This window comes from Pseudomonas sp. LB3P93 (assembly GCF_054898025.1).
Window position 1 is genome coordinate 3,842,140 of record NZ_CM142713.1, and the last position, 21,681, is coordinate 3,863,820.

22 protein-coding genes and 2 pseudogenes are annotated in these 21,681 nt (G+C 59.7%); 15 read left to right on the top strand and 9 right to left on the bottom strand.

Annotated features, from left to right (window positions below; all coding sequences use genetic code 11):
• Positions 1 to 170 precede the first annotated feature (170 nt).
• From ACYZT8_RS17355 to ACYZT8_RS17380, 6 genes and pseudogenes are all read left to right on the top strand, one after another.
• Positions 171 to 334 (top strand): annotated as a pseudogene (locus tag ACYZT8_RS17355) (arylsulfatase); the annotation flags it as partial.
• A 202-nt stretch (positions 335 to 536) separates the two neighbouring features.
• The gene (gene napE / locus ACYZT8_RS17360) at positions 537 to 704 is read left to right on the top strand and encodes a periplasmic nitrate reductase, NapE protein (protein WP_461974515.1); all 168 of its coding nucleotides are present in this window, start codon (positions 537 to 539) and stop codon (positions 702 to 704) included.
• A 33-nt stretch (positions 705 to 737) separates the two neighbouring features.
• The gene (locus tag ACYZT8_RS17365; protein ID WP_461974517.1) at positions 738 to 998 is read left to right on the top strand and encodes a chaperone NapD; all 261 of its coding nucleotides are present in this window, start codon (positions 738 to 740) and stop codon (positions 996 to 998) included.
• Entirely contained in the window at positions 995 to 3,499 is a 2,505-nt protein-coding gene (napA, locus tag ACYZT8_RS17370) for a nitrate reductase catalytic subunit NapA (protein WP_461974519.1), read from the top strand. Before ACYZT8_RS17365 ends, napA begins: the two co-directional genes overlap by 4 nt.
• Positions 3,500 to 3,510: 11 nt before the next feature.
• Complete coding sequence (locus tag ACYZT8_RS17375; protein ID WP_461974521.1) at positions 3,511 to 3,996, top strand: nitrate reductase cytochrome c-type subunit; 486 nt, start codon at positions 3,511 to 3,513, stop codon at positions 3,994 to 3,996.
• 9 nt (positions 3,997 to 4,005) lie between these two features.
• Positions 4,006 to 4,602, top strand: a complete 597-nt coding sequence (locus ACYZT8_RS17380) for a cytochrome c3 family protein (RefSeq protein ID WP_033059988.1) — start codon at positions 4,006 to 4,008, stop codon at positions 4,600 to 4,602.
• Positions 4,603 to 4,626: 24 nt separating this feature from the next.
• Here ACYZT8_RS17380 and ACYZT8_RS17385 read toward each other — a convergent pair whose 3' ends face one another.
• Positions 4,627 to 5,085 carry a winged helix-turn-helix transcriptional regulator gene (locus tag ACYZT8_RS17385; protein ID WP_461974523.1) on the bottom strand — a complete coding sequence of 153 codons (459 nt, stop codon included), beginning with the start codon at positions 5,083 to 5,085 and terminating at the stop codon, positions 4,627 to 4,629.
• A 125-nt stretch (positions 5,086 to 5,210) separates the two neighbouring features.
• On the opposite strand from ACYZT8_RS17385, the gene ACYZT8_RS17390 reads away from it, so the two are divergent.
• The 5 genes from ACYZT8_RS17390 to ACYZT8_RS17410 all read left to right on the top strand — a co-directional run bounded on the left by ACYZT8_RS17390 (position 5,211) and on the right by ACYZT8_RS17410 (position 9,302).
• Positions 5,211 to 6,482: an MFS transporter gene (locus tag ACYZT8_RS17390; protein ID WP_461982510.1), complete on the top strand. Its 1,272-nt coding sequence runs from the start codon at positions 5,211 to 5,213 to the stop codon at positions 6,480 to 6,482.
• Positions 6,479 to 7,378, top strand: a complete 900-nt coding sequence (locus ACYZT8_RS17395) for an EamA family transporter (protein WP_461974525.1) — start codon at positions 6,479 to 6,481, stop codon at positions 7,376 to 7,378. Before ACYZT8_RS17390 ends, ACYZT8_RS17395 begins: the two co-directional genes overlap by 4 nt.
• 106 nt (positions 7,379 to 7,484) lie before the next feature.
• The gene (locus tag ACYZT8_RS17400) at positions 7,485 to 7,787 is read left to right on the top strand and encodes an ArsR/SmtB family transcription factor (protein ID WP_461974527.1); all 303 of its coding nucleotides are present in this window, start codon (positions 7,485 to 7,487) and stop codon (positions 7,785 to 7,787) included.
• Between the two features lie 152 nt (positions 7,788 to 7,939).
• Positions 7,940 to 8,929: a zinc-dependent alcohol dehydrogenase family protein gene (locus ACYZT8_RS17405; protein WP_461974529.1), complete on the top strand. Its 990-nt coding sequence runs from the start codon at positions 7,940 to 7,942 to the stop codon at positions 8,927 to 8,929.
• Between the two features lie 28 nt (positions 8,930 to 8,957).
• Positions 8,958 to 9,302 carry an antibiotic biosynthesis monooxygenase family protein gene (locus ACYZT8_RS17410; RefSeq protein WP_461974531.1) on the top strand — a complete coding sequence of 115 codons (345 nt, stop codon included), beginning with the start codon at positions 8,958 to 8,960 and terminating at the stop codon, positions 9,300 to 9,302.
• Positions 9,303 to 9,383: 81 nt separating this feature from the next.
• Here ACYZT8_RS17410 and ACYZT8_RS17415 read toward each other — a convergent pair.
• A pseudogene (locus tag ACYZT8_RS17415) lies at positions 9,384 to 9,518 on the bottom strand (serine dehydratase); the annotation flags it as partial.
• Between the two features lie 212 nt (positions 9,519 to 9,730).
• On the opposite strand from ACYZT8_RS17415, the gene ACYZT8_RS17420 reads away from it, so the two are divergent.
• The gene (locus ACYZT8_RS17420; RefSeq protein WP_461974533.1) at positions 9,731 to 10,402 is read left to right on the top strand and encodes a class I SAM-dependent methyltransferase; all 672 of its coding nucleotides are present in this window, start codon (positions 9,731 to 9,733) and stop codon (positions 10,400 to 10,402) included.
• An 18-nt stretch (positions 10,403 to 10,420) separates the two neighbouring features.
• Here ACYZT8_RS17420 and ACYZT8_RS17425 read toward each other — a convergent pair whose 3' ends face one another.
• From ACYZT8_RS17425 to ACYZT8_RS17435, 3 genes are read right to left on the bottom strand one after another with little or no spacing between them, the layout of a single operon-like run.
• Complete coding sequence (locus ACYZT8_RS17425; protein ID WP_461974535.1) at positions 10,421 to 11,653, bottom strand: nucleoside permease; 1,233 nt, start codon at positions 11,651 to 11,653, stop codon at positions 10,421 to 10,423.
• A 56-nt stretch (positions 11,654 to 11,709) separates the two neighbouring features.
• Positions 11,710 to 12,807 carry a sugar phosphate isomerase/epimerase family protein gene (locus tag ACYZT8_RS17430; RefSeq protein WP_461982512.1) on the bottom strand — a complete coding sequence of 366 codons (1,098 nt, stop codon included), beginning with the start codon at positions 12,805 to 12,807 and terminating at the stop codon, positions 11,710 to 11,712.
• Positions 12,804 to 13,943: a Gfo/Idh/MocA family protein gene (locus tag ACYZT8_RS17435; protein ID WP_461982514.1), complete on the bottom strand. Its 1,140-nt coding sequence runs from the start codon at positions 13,941 to 13,943 to the stop codon at positions 12,804 to 12,806. Before ACYZT8_RS17435 ends, ACYZT8_RS17430 begins: the two co-directional genes overlap by 4 nt.
• A gap of 227 nt (positions 13,944 to 14,170) precedes the next feature.
• Here ACYZT8_RS17435 and ACYZT8_RS17440 point away from each other — a divergent pair, with 227 nt between their 5' ends.
• Positions 14,171 to 15,175 (top strand): LacI family DNA-binding transcriptional regulator, encoded by a 1,005-nt coding sequence (locus ACYZT8_RS17440; protein WP_461982516.1) that lies wholly within the window; start codon positions 14,171 to 14,173, stop codon positions 15,173 to 15,175.
• 75 nt (positions 15,176 to 15,250) lie between these two features.
• Here ACYZT8_RS17440 and ACYZT8_RS17445 read toward each other — a convergent pair whose 3' ends face one another.
• From ACYZT8_RS17445 to ACYZT8_RS17460, 4 genes are all read right to left on the bottom strand, one after another.
• Positions 15,251 to 16,834, bottom strand: a complete 1,584-nt coding sequence (locus ACYZT8_RS17445; protein ID WP_461974537.1) for an MFS transporter — start codon at positions 16,832 to 16,834, stop codon at positions 15,251 to 15,253.
• Complete coding sequence (locus ACYZT8_RS17450) at positions 16,831 to 17,913, bottom strand: HlyD family secretion protein (RefSeq protein WP_461974539.1); 1,083 nt, start codon at positions 17,911 to 17,913, stop codon at positions 16,831 to 16,833. Before ACYZT8_RS17450 ends, ACYZT8_RS17445 begins: the two co-directional genes overlap by 4 nt.
• Before the next feature lie 92 nt (positions 17,914 to 18,005).
• Entirely contained in the window at positions 18,006 to 18,416 is a 411-nt protein-coding gene (locus ACYZT8_RS17455) for a cupin domain-containing protein (RefSeq protein ID WP_461974541.1), read from the bottom strand.
• Between the two features lie 70 nt (positions 18,417 to 18,486).
• The gene (locus ACYZT8_RS17460) at positions 18,487 to 19,248 is read right to left on the bottom strand and encodes an SDR family oxidoreductase (protein WP_461974543.1); all 762 of its coding nucleotides are present in this window, start codon (positions 19,246 to 19,248) and stop codon (positions 18,487 to 18,489) included.
• Positions 19,249 to 19,502: 254 nt separating this feature from the next.
• On the opposite strand from ACYZT8_RS17460, the gene ACYZT8_RS17465 reads away from it, so the two are divergent.
• Positions 19,503 to 21,083, top strand: coding sequence for a winged helix-turn-helix domain-containing protein (locus ACYZT8_RS17465; RefSeq protein WP_461974545.1), 1,581 nt, complete (start codon positions 19,503 to 19,505; stop codon positions 21,081 to 21,083).
• 65 nt (positions 21,084 to 21,148) lie between these two features.
• On the top strand, positions 21,149 to 21,643 hold the full coding sequence (locus ACYZT8_RS17470; RefSeq protein WP_461974547.1) for a PaaI family thioesterase: 495 nt from the start codon (positions 21,149 to 21,151) through the stop codon (positions 21,641 to 21,643).
• Positions 21,644 to 21,681: the final 38 nt, after the last annotated feature.

A 21,681-nucleotide genomic window follows, 5' to 3' on the forward strand; every position in this document is an offset into this window, starting at 1 on the left:
GGTAATCGATGAACGCAGTTAGAAGCTCCTCACCCATGCCGGTGATGCTTCGCTGTTCTGCCCTATCACTATTTCCTTTCCATCAATACCCGGATAGCAGGTAACTCCCGTTGAGTTGGAGGCAAAGTCCGAGAGCTGCGAACGAAGGTGCACTGGCTATACCTTCCGGTAGGAATGCATACCTCGTTTCACTCGCCTCGTTTGAAGCCGCAAAATTCCTGAAACCTTCGTCGAGTATCCGCCAAGCCAGAAACCGGCGAGCTTCAGCATCGACCAGATCCGGGGCGCGGTTGACGCAAAAATCGAAAAGGAAACGAAAGAACAATCAAAATAGCGGACAGTGCATCCGCCCATTTTTTTGATTGGGCGGAGATACCCGCGCATTTGTAACTTGAGGAAATAATGATTTAAGGCGTTACAACCGTTTATGACACCCAGCCATAAATGAATCACCGTCGGTCGTTAAAAGTGCGCGCCAGGAAACTTTAAAAACGTCGTGATCTAGGCTGAGTGCAAGTTAGGCGGGAGATTGCTTAATGCCATTGGTCGAAGAACGCAAACCCGAGCGCCGCAAGGAAACCCGGCTTTTCTTGTTTCTTGTCGTCTTCCTCTTTCCGCTGCTGTCGATTGCAATCGTCGGCGGCTACGGCTTTATCGTCTGGTTTTTTCAGATGTTGTACGGCCCACCTGGACCACCCAACTAATAGCCTTTTAGTAAGGCTTATTGGAGCCAGCACATGGACGAAGCCCTGCATATCGCCAGCCTTTTAGTCCTTGCCCGACCTGAATATTTCGACGCGGTCAAAGCCAACCTGCGCCTGCTGGAGGGCTTGGAGCTACACCAGGAAAGTCCTGCCGGAAAACTGGTGGTGGTCCTTGAGGCCGTGCACGAAAGCCAGATCCTTCAACGCATCGAACAGATCAACAACCTGCCGGGCGTACTCAACGCCGCGCTGGTCTACCACGAACTCCTCGAACCCGAAGGAGACATCGAATGAGCATGACCCGCCGAGCATTCGTCAAGGCGCAGGCCGCCGCCATTGCCGCCGCCGCTGCCGGACTGCCGATTGTGACCTCCGCCAGTAACCTGGTGACCGAAGCCGACTTGGTCACCCTGGACTGGAACAAGGCGCCCTGCCGCTTCTGCGGTACCGGTTGCAGCGTGATGGTCGCGACCAAGGATAACCGGGTGGTCGCCACCCATGGCGACGTCAAGGCAGAGGTCAATCGCGGGCTGAACTGCGTAAAGGGCTATTTTCTGTCGAAGATCATGTATGGCGTCGATCGCCTGACCCAGCCGCTTTTGCGCATGAAGAACGGCCAGTACGACAAGCAGGGCGAATTCCAGCCTGTCAGCTGGGAGCAGGCCTTCGACATCATGGAACTCAAATTCAAGGAAGCCTTGAAGAGCAAAGGCCCCGAATCGGTCGGCATGTTCGGTTCCGGGCAATGGACCGTGTGGGAAGGCTACGCCGCCAACAAGCTGATGAAAGCAGGCTTTCGCAGCAACAATATCGACCCCAACGCCCGACATTGCATGGCCTCGGCGGTCATGGGCTTTATGCGCACTTTCGGTATGGATGAGCCGATGGGTTGCTATGACGACATCGAAGCCACCGACGCCTTTGTGCTCTGGGGCTCGAACATGGCCGAGATGCATCCGATTCTGTGGAGCCGCGTCACTGACCGGCGTCTGAGTTACCCGCACGTGAAAGTCGCCGTGCTGTCGACCTTCGAGCACCGCAGTTTCGAACTGGCCGACATCCCGATGGTGTTCAAGCCGCAAACCGATCTGCTGATCCTCAACTACATCGCCAATCACATCATTGAAAGCGGTGCGGTGAATCAGGACTTCGTCAGCAAACACACCCGCTTCGCCAAGGGGGCCGATGACATCGGCTACGGACTGCGTCCGGATGATCCACGGGAAAAACAGGCGAAGAATGCCGACAAGGCCAACACCTGGACAGACATCGACTTCGAGCAATTCGCCGCGTTCGTCAAACCCTACACACTGGAACGCACTGCCAAGGAGACCGGCGTATCGGCTGAACGGCTCAAGAGCCTGGCCGAGTTGTATGCCGACCCCAAACGCAAGGTCGTGTCGTTCTGGACCATGGGTTTCAACCAGCACACGCGCGGCGTCTGGGCCAATAACCTGATCTACAACATCCATCTGCTCACCGGAAAAATCAGCGAGCCGGGCAACAGCCCTTTCTCGTTGACCGGTCAGCCGTCGGCCTGTGGTACGGCACGCGAAGTCGGGACATTCTCCCACCGCTTGCCTGCCGACCTGGTGGTGACCAATCCCAAACATCGTGCCACCGCGGAAAACATCTGGAAACTGCCCGCCGGTACCATTCAGCCCAAGCCTGGTTTTCACGCGGTGGAACAGAGTCGCATGCTCAAGGACGGCGTGCTCAACGTCTACTGGACCCAAGCCAGCAACAACATGCACGCTGGGCCGAACATCATGCAGGAAGTCCTGCCGGGTTGGCGTAACCCGGACAATTTCGTGATTGTTTCGGATGTCTATCCCACCGTGTCCGCCCAAGCCGCCGACCTGATCCTGCCCAGCGCCATGTGGGTTGAGAAGGAAGGCGCGTTTGGCAATGCCGAACGGCGTACACAATTCTGGCATCAGTTGGTCAGCGCACCTGGGGACGCCAAGTCGGACCTGTGGCAGTTGGTGGAGTTTTCCAAACGGTTCACCACCGATGAAACCTGGCCTGCCGAATTGCTCGCCCAGTCTCCCGATTACAAGGGCAAGACCCTGTTCGACGTACTGTTCAAGAATGGCCAGGTTGACCAGTTCCCCATTGAGCAAATGGAAGCAGGCTACAAAAACGATGAGGCCAAGGCCTTTGGCTTCTACCTGCAAAAAGGGTTGTTCGAGGAGTACGCCCGGTTCGGTCGCGGCCACGGGCATGACCTTGCGGCATTCGACCGCTACCACAGCGAACGCGGGCTGCGCTGGCCAGTGGTCGAAGGCAAGGAAACACGCTGGCGTTACCGCGAGGGGCTCGACCCCTATGTGGAGAAAGGCAGCGAAGTGCAGTTTTACGGCTACCCGGACAAGAAGGCGATCATTTTCGCCCTCCCCTACGAACCGCCGGCCGAAGCGCCAGACGCCGATTACCCGTTCTGGCTAAGCACCGGCCGCGTTCTCGAACACTGGCATACCGGCACCATGACCCAGCGTGTCGAGGAACTGTACAAAGCAGTGCCTGACGCACTCGTCTACATGCACCCCGAAGACGCCAAAGCGTTGAAGGCACGGCGAGGCAGTGAAGTGAAGTTGATCAGCCGACGCGGTGAAATCCGTGCGCGCATCGAAACCCGCGGCCGCAACAAACCGCCTCAAGGGCTGGTGTTCGTGCCGTTCTTTGATGCCAACAAGCTGATCAACAAGGTCACGCTCGATGCCACCGACCCGATCTCCAAGCAAACCGACTACAAAAAATGCGCGATCCGAATCGAGTTGGTCAGCGTGGCCTGAGGAGAACTGTCATGCCTTTTCGAATCCTGCCATGGCTCCTGCTCGCGGCGATGGGCGTGGTGAGCGCCGCCGAGGTCAATTACCCGCTCGATGCGCCTGGGCCTGACGGGCGCCGGCCCGGCGGAACCCTGACCCAGAGCCTGCCAGCCCCGCCCATCGCCAACGAAGAAAACAAGGACCTCAAGCGCGAACGCAACTACCCGGATCAGCCGCCCACCATCCCCCACAGCATTCGCGGTTATCAGATCGACATGAACGGCAACAAGTGCCTGTCCTGTCACAGCCGGGCCAACAGCGCGCGGACGCAGGCGACGATGATCAGCATCACTCACTACATGGACCGCGACGGCCAACCACTGGCGGCAGTGTCACCGCGCCGATACTTTTGCAACCAATGCCACGTGCCGCAAACAGAGGCTGTCCCTCTGGTGGGCAACAGCTTCGAGACCATCGACAAAATACTGCAAGACGACGCCAACGCCGCACAGAAACGCTGAGGAGGCAACATGAAAGCACTGTTCGCCTTGCTCAAGGATTACTGGGGCATTCTGCGTCGTCCGAGCCTCTACTACAGCCTGGGCTTTCTGACGCTGGGGGGCTTTATCGCCGGCATCATTTTCTGGGGCGGTTTCAACACCGCGCTCGAGCTGAGCAATACCGAGAAGTTCTGCATTTCCTGCCATGAGATGCGTGACAACGTATTCGTCGAGCTCAAGGATACGATTCATTACACCAACCGTTCCGGCGTACGCGCCAGTTGCCCTGACTGCCACGTGCCCCACGAATGGACGCATAAGATCGCGCGCAAGATGCAGGCTTCAAAGGAGGTGTGGGGCAAGATTTTCGGCACCATCGATACCCGCGACAAGTTCCTCACCCTGCGCCGCGAACTGGCCGAACATGAGTGGGCCAGGCTCAAGGCCAACGACTCTCGCGAATGTCGCAACTGCCATAACTTCGAGTTCATGGACTTCACACGCCAGAGCAAGCGCGCTTCTGCCATGCATTCGACATCCCTGGCCAACGGTGAGGCCACCTGCATCGACTGCCACAAAGGCATTGCTCACAAGCTGCCCGATATGAGCGGAGTGAAAGGCTGGTAAGAAGGCGGCAAGTCGACTATCGATTCACAACCCGCCGTCAACCAGCCTCACCCTGTGGCAGTCAGACGGCCCGAGTTTTTGACCGCTTGATGAGCGAACATCCATTGGCATCAGAGGCTGGCCGGACGCGTTGTCCAGCAGCACCGAACGCGTCTCCTGCGCCTCGAACAGGAAACGTTCGCCCCACTGCCTCATGCTGATCACCACCGGAAAGATCTCCCGTCCTTTGTCCGTAAGGACGTACTCCTTGTAGGCGCTTCCGTCTGACGCCGGTCGAACGTCGAACACTCCGACCTCAACCAGCGCTTTCAGTCGCGAGGCCAGAATATTCTTGGCCACGCCCAAACTCTTTTGAAATTCGCTGAACCGGCGAATGTCGTCAAACGCGTCGCGGATGATCATCAGCGACCAACGATCCCCGATCGCATCCAGTGTTCTTGCTACGGGGCATTCGCTGCTGTGCGGTGAAGTGCCTTCGACCATCGTATTTACCTTTTGGATAAGGATTGCCTAGTCTGCCGATCAATCTGGTTGCAATTTAAAACTTGATTCAGCAATAATCGAAACAAGTTGTTAATTGAAACCAGTTTAACGCCATGGAGGCGCGCATGACAGCAGACGCCCAACGTTTCTCCCGGCAGCCTTCGCCATTGCCGCCTGTGGATGCGGGTGAACGCAGCAGTATTGACCGGCCTGCGGGGCTTTCTCCGTCGCTCACGTTATTGTTTTCCGTCACCTGCGCACTGGCCGTCGCCAATGTTTACTTCGCCCAACCCTTGCTCGCCTCAATGGCTGAAAGCCTGGGCGTCACCTCAGGATTGATCGGTGTCGTGGTGACGGCCACTCAGGCTGGATACGCGCTGGGGTTGCTGTTCATCGTACCGCTGGGTGACAGAGTCAACCGTAAACGACTGATTTTGACCCAAGTGATGCTGTCTGCAATTGCGCTGGCGGCAGTCGGTGCCTCACAGCAATGGCTGGCCCTGCTGGGCGCCATGATCGTGATGGGCTTACTGGCCGTGGTCGTGCAGGTGCTTGTGGCCTATGCCGCCGTGTTGGCAACGCCCTCACAACGTGGGCAGGCCGTGGGAACCGTCACCAGCGGCGTTGTCCTGGGCATTCTTATGGCACGGTTCACCTCTGGACTGATCGCAGATCTGGCGGGTTGGCGCGCGGTTTATTTCGTTTCCTCGGGATTGATGCTGATCCTCGCGGCGGTGTTCTGGAAGGTGGTGCCTGCCGCCGTGTCGCCACGCAATAAAGAGTCCTACCTGGCGCTCATCGGCTCGCTTTTCAAGCTGTTCATGACCGAACCGGTTTTGCGGATCAGGGGCCTGCTGGCCTTGCTGATCTTTGCCGCTTTTTCCGTGCTATGGACCTCCATGGTGCTGCCGTTGAGCGCGCCACCGCTGTCGCTTTCACACACAGCCATTGGCCTGTTTGGCCTGGCCGGCGTCGCCGGTGCCCTGGCTGCCAGAAGAGCCGGTCGCTGGGCCGATCAAGGTTGGGGACAACGGGTGACCGGCCTTTCGCTGGGGGTCCTGACGCTGTCCTGGTTGCCCATCAGTTTTGCCGAGACATCCCTGATCGCGCTGGTCTTGGGAGTGGTCTTGCTCGACTTTGCGGTGCAAGCCGTCCATGTCACCAACCAGAGCCTCATTTTTGCGGCACGACCCGACGCCCAAAGTCGCATGGTCGGCGCCTACATGTGTTTCTACTCGGTCGGCAGCGCGCTGGGGGCGGCTGCCGCGACTCAGGTTTATGCGCTCTGGGGCTGGACGGCAACCAGCCTGCTGGGCGCCTTGATCAGCGCGACTGCTTTGGTGCTGTGGGTTCTCACCAGCCGTTTTTCAACGACCCTTCAAGGAAGATCAACATGAAAGCCAGACACCTGCTACTCGCCATCTCGATCACTGCCATTTGGGGCCTGAATTTCTCGGTGATCAAACTGGGCCTCACCACCGTTGACCCGCTGATACTTGCCGGCATTCGCTTCACGCTTTGTGCCCTTCCAGCGATCTTTTTCATTCCGAAACCCGATGTGCAGTGGCGCTACATCATTGGCTACGGTCTGGTCTTCGGTATCGGACTGTGGGGCGTGGTCAACCTTGGCATCAAGTCTGGGCTTTCCGCCGGCATCGCTTCGCTGGTGCTTCAATTCAGCGCGTTTTTCACCCTTCTGCTGGGCTCCTGGATATTCAAGGAATCGATTTCCCGCTACCAACTGGCGGGTATCGGTATCGCCTGCTGTGGCTTGTTGAGCATCCTCTCGATTGTTGACGGAACCGTCACGACGGCCGGGCTGATTCTGGTGCTGCTGGGAGCGGTCGCCTGGAGTGTGGCCAACGTGATCAACAAAAAAGCCAGGACCACTCAGGTTTTCGCTTTCCTGGTGTGGTCCAGCGCGTTTTCGCCCATCCCGCTTTTCGCGCTTGATTACGCTGTCAACGGCTCGACGGGTTACAGCGCCTTGGTGAATCAACTCGACTACCGTGCCGTCCTGTCGATCCTGTTCCAGGTCTACCCCAACACCCTGTTCGGCTACTGGGTGTGGAATTCACTGCTGAAACGATATCCCGTGTCCACCGTCGCGCCCTTGTCGTTACTGGTGCCGGTATTCGGACTGCTCGGTTCAGCGATGATTTTCAATGAGAGCCTGTCGCTCAACAAAATTTTCGCCGTTGTCCTCATCGTGTCGGGTCTTGGGGTTGGTTTGTATGGGCAGCGTGTACTAAGTGCGGCGCTGAGGCATTCTGGCAGACTCGGCAATAGCTAGAAAGCAGGCACCAAGACCACGATTGCCGGCGGCTGACTGCACATAACGGCAACTGGCTCTTGAATTGATATATTGACATATCGGTAAATTTCGATATCTTCAGGCCATGGAATTACTCGAAATATTCAAAGCCCTCTCGAACCGTACGCGCCTTGAAATCTTGAAAGGTTTGAAGGATCCCGCGAAAAGCTTCCCTCCGCAGGATGAGGGTGACGTTCATACGGTTGGCGTTTGCGTCAGCAGTATTCAAGAAGGCGTCGGACTGTCGCAGTCAACGGTGTCTGATTACCTTGCAACTCTGCAACGAGTGGGCTTGGTCGAAGTCAGGCGCATCGGTCAGTGGACCTACTACAAGCGGAATGAAGCAACCATCAGCGCTCTTGCCGAGATCATCGGGAGAGAGCTTTAATCTTCACCCTCAGAATATCGACAATTCCCGATATCCCTTTTTCCAGAAATAAGGTGCAGCAATGAAAGCAGTGACATAGAGAAATTCGTATTTTTTTGCCTTTTAATATCGAGATTTCCCGATATCCCTTTTTCCAGAAATGAGGCTTTACAATGAAAGCGATAATCCTTGAATCATTTGGTGGCCCGGAATCGTTCCAACTGTGCGACGTGCCCAAGCCAGTGCCGCACACGGGACAAATCCTGGTCCGGGTACACGCAACCTCCGTCAATCCGTTGGATTATCAGGTCCGACGTGGCGATTATCCCGACCTGGTACAACTGCCGGCGATTACCGGACACGACGTATCTGGCGTTGTCGAAGAGGTCGGGCCGGGTGTGACGACCTTCGCTGCGGGAGACGAAGTCTGGTACACCCCGCAGATATTTGACGGATCAGGAAGTTACGCCGAGTACCACGTTGCTGCCGAAAGCATTGTCGGGAAGAAGCCTCCCTCGCTGAGCCATCTTGAAGCGGCAAGCCTGAGCCTGGTCGGCGGAACCGTGTGGGAAGCACTGACCGTGCGTGCGGCGCTCAGAGTGGGGGAAAGCGTTCTCATACACGGCGGCGCAGGGGGCGTCGGTCATGTGGCGATCCAACTGGCAAAAGCCATGGGGGCAAGGGTCTACACGACCGTGCGCGAGGCAAACTCCGAGTTCGTCCGACGTTTAGGTGCCGATGTGGTCATCGACTACGAAAAGGAGGATTACGTCGACGCCATCATCCGGGAGACGGATGGCCGCGGAGTCGATGTCGTGTTCGACACCATCGGCGGAAACACACTGTCGCGTAGCCCCGACGTGCTCGCACAACTTGGCCGCGTGGTCACGATTGTGGACATTGCACAGCCACAAAACATCGTTCAGGCCTGGGGCAAGAACGCGAGTTATCACTTCGTTTTCACCAGACAAAACCGCGGCAAGCTTGATGAGCTGAGCGCATTGGTTGCGCGCGGTCAGTTGCGGCCACACGTTGGCGCCGTCTATTCGCTTGCCGACATTGCGCTCGCCCATGCCCGGCTGGAGAGTCCGAACAACGGTGTTCAAGGAAAAATCGCGATTGCCGTCGGGCCGTTGGCTCATCTCGTCAGCGCTAACGCTTAAACCGCTGAACTCACTTCAAGGGAACGCCATGATTTATGAGATCGCTCTACTCCCCGTTCATAAAGAACACATCGAAACGTTCAGACGTGCATTTGCCGAGGTCGCTCCTTTGCTCTGCCGCGCAAAGGGTTACCGCGGGCACTTGCTCGCGCAAGGGATCGAAACCCCCCAGTTATTCAACCTGATCGTGCGATGGCAATCACTTGAGGATCACACTCCTGGCTTCGAAGCGAGTGAAGACCATCGGGTATTCATGATGGGCTTACAGGATTATTTTTCGGAAGAACCGAGGGTCTATCATATTGAGGGGGAGGCTTTTGCTATAGACGAACACGATGACCCGAACAGCTCCGTTGATCGCCACGTCTGCTGAAAGCATTTCTTCTCTGCTGCCGGGCGGGCTGGGGTGACCCGGTCCGCTTTGGGCTCAAAGGCACCCCGGCCTCCCAATCGATCAACCCAATAACCGGGCATACCGCTCCAGATCAATATTCCCTCCGCTGACGATCACCCCTACCCGCTTCCCCTCCAGCGCCTTGCCTGAATGTCGAACAGCCGCCAGTCCCAAACATCCGGTTGGCTCGACCACCCTTAGCGCGGCTTGGTGGTGAAGCCGTTCAGTGTTGACGTGCCATTTATCAGCATCCTGGTTTTCCAGGCGGGTAAACCCATGACCGACAACGCCAGACAACTCATCCGCGCCCTGCGCATTCAACTCAACCGCGACCTGGCGCACCTGCCGCAAAAATAAGCACCGCATGTCCTATTCTTCTAACCAACCCACAACGCCAGACACCAAACATGCCCGCCCCCGAATCCACCCTCCTCGACAGTTGGCACCAAAACGCCCGATCCTGGATCGAAGCCATCCGCAGCGGCGCCATCGAAAGCCGCCTCACGGTGACCGACCAAGCCATCCTGCTGGCGGTGCTGGGCCGCCAGCCGGAGCGTGTGCTCGATCTGGGCTGCGGCGAAGGCTGGCTGTTGCGCGCGCTGGCTAAACGGGGCATTACGGCAGTCGGTGTGGATGGCGATGCGACGTTGGTCGAGGCAGCGCGGATGGCGGGCGCTTCGCAGGTGCATGTGGCGAGCTATGACGAGTTGGTGGAAGCGAAGGTGGACATCGGCCGCGATTACGATCTGATCTGCGCCAACTTCGCTTTGCTGCACCAGGACATCATCCCGCTGCTCGCCGCCATGAACGCCCTGCTCGCCCCTGGTGGTGCGCTGGTGATCCAGACGCTGCATCCGTGGGCCGTGGCGGCGGGCGATTATCAGGATGGTTGGCGGGAAGAGACCTTTGCCGGGTTCAAGGGCCAGTGGCAACCCATGCCGTGGTATTTCCGCACCTTGTCCAGTTGGCTGAATGCGCTGGACATGGCCGGGTTTCGGATGGCCGGCCTGCAGGAGCCACAGCACCCGCAAAGCCAGGTGCCGCAGTCGTTGCTGTTGGTGGCCGAGCCGCGGCAGTGAGTGTGGGCAAAGCGCTGTTCAGACAGTCGATTGAACAGCCACGGCCTGCCGCCCCTTGAACGCCTGCGCAAAGCAGAAAAATATCGCCAGGGCGAACCCGGCAGGAAACAACCAGATGCTCTTCCAGTCATGGCTACCCGTCAGGGCAAAGTGGTCGGTCACCTGCCCTGCGACCCAGAATCCGATCAGCATGCCCAGGCCGTAAGTCGCCAAAGTAATCAGGCCTTGGGCCGAGCTTCTGAAGCGTTCCGGGGCTTTTGCATCGGTGTAGATCTGGCCGGACACGAAGAAGAAGTCGTAGCAGATACCGTGCAGGGCGATGCCGGTAAACAGCATGAACGCCAAGTCGCCGTTGTTACCGTAGGCGAACAGCACGTAGCGCAAAGCCCACGCCAGCATGCCCACCAAGAGCGCAAGCTTGATCCCGAAACGGTGAATGAACAGCGGCAGAAGCAGCATGAACAACACTTCGGAAACCTGCCCGATGGCCATCTTCGCCGTCGGGTTGGTCACCCCGATCTCCGCCAGAAACGGGTTGGCATTCTGGTAATAAAACGCCAGGGGAATGCAGATCAAAATGGAGGCGATGAAGAACACCAGATAACTGCGGTCCTTCAGCAAGCTCAGGGCATCGAGCCCAAGCATTTGCTTGAGGCCGCTGCGGCCCACTTCGGGTTTCAGGGGTGCGGTGCGCGGCAAGGTGAAGCTGTAGAGGCCGAGGACCAGAGAGGCAATCGCCGACATCAGAAAGGTGTTGCGCAGCCCGCCTGACGAAATCATGGCCTGGGAATCCCAGGCAAACACAAAGCTGATCACCACACCGGCGACGATCCAGCCGATGGTGCCCCACACGCGGATGCGGGAGAACTCGAGGGCCGGGTCGCGCATCTGCCGGAACGCGACGGAATTCACCAGTGCCAGGGTCGGCATGTAGATCATCATGTATGCCAGCACGTAGGGGTAAAACGTACTGAAGTCTGGCGCTCGATACAGCTGATACAGCAACACGGCACCCACCAGGTGCAACACCGCGAGGATGCGTTCGGCGTTGAAGAAGCGGTCGGCAATCAAACCGATCACAAAGGGCGCGATGATCGCGCCCCAGGACTGGGTGGAGAACGCCATGCCAATCTGCCCGCCGCTGGCGCCCAGGTTACTGGCGAGGAACGTACCGAGGGTGACAAACCATCCGCCCCAGATAAAGAATTGCAGGAACATCATCGCGCTCAGGCGCGCGGTCATCGTGGTCATAACAGTCACCGTCTTATTGTTTTTCTTGTTGGAGAGAGAAGCGAACAACGTTGTGGTCAGGCGTCGGGCAAGCCCAGCAACCGTCGATTGAAAGCTTCGTCGGACTGCACGCTGGCAAAGTCATCGAACGCCTTCTGCGTCTTGGTGATCATGTGCTGCTCAATGAACGCCGCCCCTTGCGCGGCGCCCTGGGCGGAGTCCTTGAGACAACATTCCCACTCGAGCACGGCCCAGCCGCTGAAGTCGTATTGGGTCAATTTGCTGAAGATCGATTTGAAGTCGATCTGGCCATCGCCCAACGAACGGAAACGCCCCGGCCGCTCGACCCAACCCTGGAAACCGCCGTAGACGCCCGAGCGCGCATCGGGCCGGAACTCGGCGTCTTTGACGTGGAACATGCGGATGCGCGCGTGGTAGCGATCAATGAAGCCCAGGTAGTCCATTTGCTGCAGCAGCAGATGGCTCGGGTCATACAAAATCGCCGCGCGCGGATGGTGGTCCACCGCGTCAAGAAAACGCTCGAACGAGGCGCCGTCGTGCAGGTCTTCGCCGGGGTGGATTTCGTAGCACAGGTCGACACCGGCCTCCTCGAAACAATCAAGAATCGGCAACCAGCGTCTGGCCAGTTCGGCAAAGCCTTGCTCGACCAAACCGCTCGGACGTTGCGGCCACGGGTAGACATAGGGCCATAGCAGCGCACCGGAAAAGGTCGCGTGGGCCTTCAACCCCAAGCGCTGACTGGCACGGGCTGCCAGCTTCAGTTGCTCGATGGCCCACTCGGTGCGCGCCTGCGGCTGGCCGCGTAAATGCTCGGGGGCAAAGTCATCGAACAAGGCGTCGAACGCCGGATGCACCGCCACCAATTGACCTTGCAGGTGGGTCGACAACTCGCTGATCTCGACGCCCGCTTTAGCGCAGACAGCTTTCAATTCGTCGCAGTAATCCTGGCTTTCGGCAGCGCGCGCCAGGTCGATGTACTGCGTGCCCAGCGTGGGCAACTGAATGGCCTTGTAGCCTTGGGATGCCGCCCACTGGGCGATATTGGCCAATGTGTCGAATGGCGCTTCGGCGGACATGAACTGCGCGAGGAAGATCCCCGGGCCGAGCAGACCTGCTTGAGAAGTAGGGTTCACAGGTGAGTGCTCCGGGTTCATTGAGGGCAGACCAGTTCGGTCCATTTGGTGTCGCCACGATGATTGGCAATCACGGTTTCGATGAAAGCCATGCCGCGCAGCCCGACGTCGATGCCCGGTACGCCGGGGGCCGCGTTGCCGTCGACTTGGCCGCGAATCGCCGTGGCGAAATCGCCGTAGAGGTTGGCCATGGCTTCCAGATAACCCTCGGGATGCCCGGCCGGCAGACGCATGCGCCGGGTCGCGGCGTCGCACAACCAGGGTTGGCCGACACCGCAACGCAGCACGCGCATGGGTTGATCGAGGGAGCGATGGATCAGGCTCGACGGTTCTTCCTGACGCCATTCCAGGCCGCCCTTGTCGCCGTAGATGCGAATCTTCAACGGGTTCTCTTCGCCCGCGCAGACCTGGCTGGCAATCAACACACCGCTCGCGCCGTCGGCCATCTTGAACAGCATCGCCGCGTCATCGTCCAGTTGCCGACTGGCAATGTGCGTATTCAACATCGCGCAGAGGTGCTGGATGGGTTGGTCCGCGACGAATTCGGCCAATGAAAAGGCATGGGTGCCGATATCGCCGATGCAGCCCCCCAGCCCGGACTGCTCAGGCAGATCGCGCCAGCCGGCCTGCTTGTTGCCCTGCCCCGCCACGTCCTCGCTCAGCCACCCCTGAGGGTATTCGACGATCACCTTGCGCACGGTGCCGATCACGTCGTCACGAACCATCTGCCGCGCCTGCCAGACCATCGGATAACCCAGGTACGTGTGGGCCAGGCCATAGAGGCGATCGCTACTCTCAAGGACAGCTTTGAGCGGCAGCAACTCGGCCAGATTCAACGCTGCCGGTTTCTCGCTGAACACATGAAACCCCGCGCTCAGCGCCTGGCTGGCAATCGGGGCGTGCAGGTGATTGGGGGTGACGATGATCAGCAGCTCCATGCGCTGGTCGTCGGGCAGCGCACGCTCGGCCTCGAGCATCTGCCGCCAATCGCTGTAGCAGCGCGATGCGGACAAGCCCAGCGCAGCACCGGTGTCCTGATTGTTGCGGGCGTCGCGACTGAACGCGCCACACACCAGTTCAAAACGCCCATCGAGGCCGGCGGCCTGACGGTGGGCCTGACCGATGAAGGCACCCTCCCCGCCACCGACAAAGCCCATTCTTATTTTTTGCAGTGGAGCCTTCATCGCAACGCTTCTCTGTTTGAGGCGGTTTTACCCGGCTTTGAAGGAATGAATTCCAAGGCCGATGTAACCGGTTACATCGTGACGGAAATTTAGGCCCTGTTTGACGAGGTGTCAAACCCCGGATGAATCTTCAGGAAAATTTCAGGGTCGGGCCGACCTGCGCTAAGCTCGCCGCTGCGCAGTTCGATAACGAGGTGGTCTTGTCCAATATTCGCGAAGTAGCCAGGCTGGCCGGCGTCTCCGTCGCCACGGTGTCCCGAACGCTGAAGTCGCCTGAGCGTGTGCTTCCCGACACGCGCGACAAGGTCAATGCCGCCGTGGAAAAAGCCGGTTACAGGCCGAACCTGATGGCGGTGCAATTTCGTTCGCGCCGAACCGGCAACCTGGTGATTTTGGTGCCGACCATCGCCAACACGTTTTTCGCCAAGGTGATCAGCGGCGCGCAACAAGCCGCCCAACTCGCCGGTTATCGGCTGTTGCTGTGCGACACCCAGGGCCGCGAGGAAATCGAACGGGAGTTTGCCGAATTGGTGTACGCCCACCAGGCCGATGGCGTGATTCAGTTGCGCGCCTACGACCCGTTCGAAGCGCCCTTCCCCAGCGCCGAATTACCGCCAATCGTGAACGCCTGCGAGGTGATTCAAGGCGGGCGTCATCCCACCATCAGCCTCGATAACCGCGCAGCCGCCAAGGCCATGACCGAGCACTTGATCGAGCTGGGCCACCGCCGGATCGGCCTGATCAAAGGTCCGAAAAGCAGCCCGTTGACCCGTGATCGCGTCGCCGGTTATCAGGATGCGTTGCATCAGGCCGGTATCGCGTCGGATCCCGCGCTGATCTGCCATGGCGATTTCAGCCTGAAGGCCGGCGATGACGGCGCCGCCGCGATGCTGGAATTGCCCGACCGCCCCACGGCGCTGTTTTGCGAAAACGATGAAATGGCCATTGGTGCGTTGAAGCGCATCAAGCAACAGGGTTTGCGGGTACCCGAGGACATTTCATTGGTGGGTTTCGACGACATCCCTTTCGCGGCGTACTGCGATCCGCCCCTGACGACCATCTCGCAACCCGCCGAAACCTTCGGCCAGAAAGCCGTGGAGATGTTGATTGCGCTGATCGAGAAGAAACCGATCGCACAACGGCACGTGGTATTGCCGTTCACATTGACCTTGCGCAACAGCACGGCGGTTGCCAAGAAGCGCTGACAGCTTTTTCGGCAAGCACAACGATGGGCCCCGATCCCTTCAGCGCCCACAGGTGATGGTCATCTCACATACGGTTCACGTAGCGTGCCCTTTCGTGTGCCGCGCAAATCCGATCTTGATGGCCACCAGCACGGGAGCGGCGACCGCAAAAAGCAGGGTCACGGCGAGGAACGATGTGTCGAAGGCAATCACGGTGGACTGACCTGATACGACCCGGCCCAGCAGGCTCGCCGCCGCCCGGCCAGCAGCGACTGCATCTATCCCTTTCGCCATCAGCATGGCCGTGGTGGTGGTCATCCGTTCGATGACCGCGGCGCCTCCGGGGGTGACGCTGGTGCCGAGGACCACGGTATTGTTGACCACGTTATGCTCGATCAGGGTCTGAAGCCCTGCGACGCCCATCAGACCGCCCAATTGCCGTCCCGTATTGAACAGGCCTATGCCGCAGGCGAGGTTTCGGCGCTTGAGGTCGTTGAACGCGATCAGCGTGATCGATAGAAACAGGAAGCCAAGCCCCAGCCCGCGCAACAGAATCGCCGCCATCATGTCGTCCGTGCCGCTTTCGCTGGTCGAACCGGACAGCATCCACATCGCAACCATGATCATCAGGATGCCAAACGGCACCGTGGCGAATGGTGGAACGTGGCGGGTCTGCATAAGCCAGGCGGCAATGAGCAGCGCGCCGATAAAAAACCCGCCACTGGGCAACAGCAACAGCCCGGCATCGGTCGGCGTGAACCCGAGGACCGACAAGGCGAACGCCGGAATCAGAAACGCGCTCCCGAACAACGCGGCGCCGGCGACAAAACTGACGATAAAGGCAAAGGAAAAATCGCTGGATTTGAACAGGGTGAAGTCGAGCAGCCCTTGGCCTTTTATCAACAGTTGTTGGCCGAGAAAGGCCAGCAGAACCGCAATGCCGATCACGCTCAGCCAGACAATGCGCGGCTCCTCGAACCAGTCCCAGCGGCTGCCCTGACTGAGCACGTAGGTGAGACAAAACAGCGAGACAGAGATCAGTGCAAATCCGATCCAGTCAAACGGGCGTTGCCGGGCTTCGGCGGGTGTCGGGCGGTCTGCGATCAGCAACAATCCGATAGCCGCCAAGGCAAGCGGAATAACGCTGAAGAAGATCCATACCCAGGACTGGCTATCGATCAACCACCCCTGCAGGGCCGGGGCAATCGTCGCGGGCGCAACCACGGCACCCATGGCAAACACGGCTTGAAGGATGGGTTGATGGGCGCGTCGATAGGCGCGAAATATGATCGCCTGGCCCCCGACCAGCAGCGTACCTCCCGCGAAGCCTTGAATCATTCGCAGCGCGACCAGCACGTCGAGCTGAGCGGTGATGGCGGCCATGGCGCACGCCAGGCCCATCGCCGTGATTGCGCCGATCAGCACCTGGCGAGGATCGAAACGGCTCAGCAACCAAGGAGAAGTCATGAAGCCGATCAACTTGAGCGCGGTGTAACCGACGTCCAGCCAGGCAAATTCGTCAGGCGTCGCGTAGGTGTCGCCAATGATGTCGCTGCGACCGAGGGACAGAACCGTGCCGGCAATCGCTTCCGTCAGCGCGGCAAACACGATACCCAGCATGAGCAGGACGCCGGTCGTCGTGCTGGCGGTGCTCGGCGTGGCGGTGGCTGCCGGGTTCATGACCCGCCCCCGTTCTCAACCTCGACCCGTGCCGACAGGCCCGGCACGATACGGCCCGGCAAAGGATTATGCGCAAGGCGGATTTTCACCGGAACGCGCTGCACCACCCGCACAAAATTCCCGGTCGCGTTGTCGGTGGGCAGCAAGCTGAACGCCGACCCGCTACCGGGCGCAAAGCTGTCGACCACGCCTTCAAGTGTCTCTTCGGAATAGCCGTCCACCGTGACACGCACCCGCTGACCGGGGCGGATATGTTCGAGCTGGGTTTCCTTGAAGTTCGCCACCACCCACACATCATGGACCGGCACGATATCGAGCAAGGCAACACCCGTCGTCACGAACCGGCCAATGCGCACCTGACGGTTACCGACCACGCCATCCACCGGCGCGTGCACGACGGTGCTGTCGAGATCGATCTGAGCGAGGTCGCGCGCAGCCTGTGCCTGGGTCACCGCCGCAACGGCCGCTTCGCGCTGGGCCACCAGGACGGCGATACGTTGCTGTTGCGCCTCCACGGTGGCCGACGCGGCGGATACCGACGCCTCGGTTTTGGAGCGTGCCGCGCCGGTTTCATCGACCAGGGCCTGGCTGACCGCGTTGCTGATGATCAGTTTGCGGTTGCGATCGTGGGTCTTGTTCGCCAGGTTCATCTCGGCAGTGGCCGAGCGTCTTTGGGCTTCCGCCTGCCGAATCAGGGAATGCTGGAGCTGGGTTTCTGCATCGACATGGCTCAGGCGCGCCTGGGCAGCGCTGACATTGGCCTCGGCTTGCGCCAGCCGTGCGCGGTAGTCCCGGTTGTCGATACGGAACAGGACATCACCCGCGCGCACGGCCTGGTTGTCCTTGACTTCGACCGCCGTGACATAGCCGGCCACCTTTGCGGCGAGTGAGGTCACGTCGCCACGGACATAAGCGTTGTCGGTCGAAGTCGAGCCGCTCGAAACCGCCATGGCCCATCCGGCCGCCAACACCACCACCGCGCCGATGCACAGCAGGATCCCGATCCACTTTTTCTTGCTCTGCCGTGCCACGACCACAGGGATCTCGGTGCTTGCGCCAGCGGTTGCGTGGGAGTTCATGTTCTCATTTCCTGTTTAATGCCAAGGACCTTCAGCCGGGCAGCAGTCGCCCGCAACCCGGCTGTCGAGCGTCGATGAGCGCGTTGACGGGCTCACTTCCCGGTGGGTGTGACGAGTTCCTTTTCACTGGTGTCGAGGACGAACACCGCCAGCAGGCGTGCAGGTTTGGTGTCGCTGGCGTTGGCGCTGACCTGGTGATGGGAGCCAGGCTCCTCGACGAAGTTTTCGCCGGCGTTGTAGACCTTCTCCGGTTCGTCGTTGACTTGGCTACGGATCGCGCCCTCAAGGACGGTCGCATAGATGAAGGCTGATTTCGGATGCAGGTGCGCCGGCGACCCGGCACCCGGCCCGTACTCGACCAGCACGCCCCTCATGCTCTTGCCTGGGATGTTGGGAATGGGGCGGTCAAACACCACCGTCACCTTGCCCGCGGGCTTGTCGGCGGCCGACGCGGTGAGCGAAAACGCTGCGAAAGCTGCGGCCAGAACAAATCGGCTGAACATGGCAATTCTCCTGCGGTACAGGGTTGATAAGAGCGCGGCCCGATGTCGGGTCAACGCTTTACGGGGAGCCTTAGCGCCCCGCCTGGGACTTCGACTGAGCGAGCCAGTCCTCGAAGCGGATCGTGCCCAGGCGCGGGTTCTTGCCGGGGGTCAGCGATTGATCGTCGAGAACGGAACCGAAGTAGCGCGCATGCACATCCGGCACGACCTTGCGGTTGTCCTGGGTTGCGCGCAGAAAGCGCCGGATCAGTTCGTCGAGCGGCATGGCCTCGGGTCCGGCGACTTCGACCGTGCCATTGACCGGTGCTGCCAACACGACATCGACGAGCGCCGCCGCCACGTCGTCGGACGCCATCGGCTGGATCAGCGCCGGTGACAGGCAAATCTGCTCGTCGACGGTGGCCGCCTGCGCGATGCCGCTGACAAATTCGAAGAACTGCGTGGCACGCACAATGGTGTAAGGAACGCCGGACGCCTTGATCAGGTTTTCCTGCGCAATCTTGGCTACGAAATAGCCGCTGTCGGGAAGCCGTTCACTGCCGACAACCGACAGGGCAACGTGATGACGAACACCCGCAGCCGCTTCAGCGGCCAGCAGGTTACGGCTCGACGCTTCGAAGAAATCGAGGACGGCCTGGTCTTCCCACGACGGCGCGTTGGCCACGTCGACTACAACCTCGGTGCCATCCATCGCAGCGGCAAGGCCTTCGCGGGTGACGGCGTTCACCCCCGTGCTGGGGGACGCTGCGAGCACGTCATGGCCGCGCTCGCGGAGGTTCTTCACAAGTTTCGATCCGATGAGGCCGGTGCCTCCGATGACGACGATCTTCATGGGCTTTCTCCCTCCGCTTTTCGACGGCAAACATTGCTGTCGATGGAGTGAAGAGTGACGGCGCGCGCGGGGGAAGTCCTTGTACCGACCTTGAGTTTGTCTTTGGACAACCTTGGTTTTTCGTCCAAAAGCACAGTTGTCCGGAGGCGTCCCATGCTGGGTGCAGCGGTTTACGCGCTGCCGTATGATCGACACCACGTACCAATCGCCAGCTCGGACACGGAGTCGAGGGCGCTCGACCGGGGATATTCACCTTGCCATTTGTGTTTGAAGACTACGTGCTCGACCAAGAGCGCCGGGAACTGACCCTGCGCGGGCAAGTTGTGGCCATCGGGCCCCAGGTCTTCGATCTCTTACTGCTGCTCGTCAGCAACCGCGATCGGGTGGTCAGCAAGGACGACCTGCTCAACGCGGTATGGAGCGGTCGGATCGTCTCGGAATCGACGATCACCAGCCACATCAATGCGGTGCGCAAGGCCATCGGTGATACCGGCGAGGAGCAGCGCCTGGTGCGCACGGTCGCCCGCAAGGGTTACCGCTTTGTCGGTGAGATCAAGGTCGCCGAGACCGGCGATGCAGGCATCGACGAACGCACACCGATTGATCCGAATCCATCGCCTGCCGCCCCGCTCGTCCTACCGGAAAAACCCTCCATCACCGTCTTGCCCTTCCACAATTTGAGCGGCGATCCGGAGCAGGACTATTTCGCCGACGGCATGGTGGAGGACATCATCGCCGCCCTGTCGCGAATCCGCTGGCTGTTCGTCATCGCGCGCAATTCAAGCTTCACCTACAAGGGCCGCGCGGTGGACGTCAAAGGCGTCGGCCAGGAGCTCGGCGTGCGTTACGTGCTGGAAGGCAGCGTGCGCAAATCCGGGAACAAGGTGCGCATTACCGGGCAGCTCATCGATGTGACCAGCGGGACGCATATCTGGGCGGAACGCTTCGAAGGCTTGCTCGACGACATCTTCGAGCTGCAGGATCAAATCGCCGAAAGCGTCGTCGGCGCCATCGCACCGCAACTCGAACGGGCGGAAATCGAACGCGCCAAACGCAAGCCGACCGAAAGCCTCGACGCTTACGATTACTACCTGCGCGGCATGGCGAAACTGCACAGTGGCACCCGGGAAGACATCGCAGAAGCGCTGCCGTTGTTCTACAAGGCCATCGAACTTGATGGGGAATTTGCATCGGCCTATGGCATGGCCGCCTGGTGCCATTTCTGGCGCAAGTTGAACGGCTGGATGATCGATCGCACGCAAGAAATCGCCGAGGGCGTGCGGCTCGCGCGACTGGCGGTGGCGCTCGGTCGGGAGGATGCGGTGGCGCTGACCCGAGGCGGACACGCACTGGCCCATCTCGCCGGCGATGTCGATGGCGGCATTGCCCTGCTCGACAGGGCGCGCATGCTCAATCCCAACCTCGCCCCCGCCTGGTTCCTGGGAGGGATCCTGCGCGCACTGCACGGTGAAACAGAGGAAGCGATTGAGCATTTGACCCATGCCGTTCGCTTGAGTCCGCTGGATCCGGAAATGTTCCGGATGCAGGTGGGGATGGCGCTGTCGCATTTCTTCGCGGGGCGCTACGACATCGCGTCGAGCTGGGCGGAAAAGGCGCTGGGCAACCTGCCCAGCCTCCTCCCGCCGGTGGCCCTGATGGCGGCCAGTCATGCGCTCAGCGGACGCATGGACAAAGCGAAACTGGCGATGCAGCGCTTGCAAGAGCTGGATCCGTCGTTGCGCCTCTCCAACCTGAAGGCATGGCTGCCCATCCAGCGACCCGAGGATCTCGCACGATTCGCCGATGGACTGCGGCTGGCCGGATTGCCCGAGTGACCGCAGCCCGATTGCAGCGTTAAAATCCGCCAGGTCTGGTTCATCTGTTTGAGGAAGACCCTGTTATGTCCAGTCTCGACACTTCCCTGCAAGACACTGCCGCGCCTGATGGCGTGTGTTATGGCTGCGGCAGCAGTAATCCGCACGGGCTCCACATCAAGAGTTTCTGGCATGAAGACGGGGTGCATGTCATGGCCGAGCACGTGCCTGATGCCATGTACTGCGGCTGGCCGGAGCTGGTGTACGGCGGATTGATCGCGATGCTGGTTGACTGCCACTCAAACTGGACGGCGATGGCGTATCACTACCGGATGGAAAACCGCGAAGTCGCCAGCCTGCCCCGTATCAATTGTGTCACCGGCAACCTTGGCATCAAGTTCATCAAACCGACACCGATGGGCGTACCGCTGATCCTGCGTGCACGAGTGGAAGGTGATGTCGGGCGCAAAACGCGCGTCATTTGCGAGGTTTACGCCGGGGACGTTATTACGGCTGTTGGAGACTCGGTTTTTGTTCGCGTGGATACCGAGCAACTGGCGGCGGTTGCGCATAATCGGTAGGTGGTTTTCATGCTCCAGAGACAGTCTGTTTGGGCGCA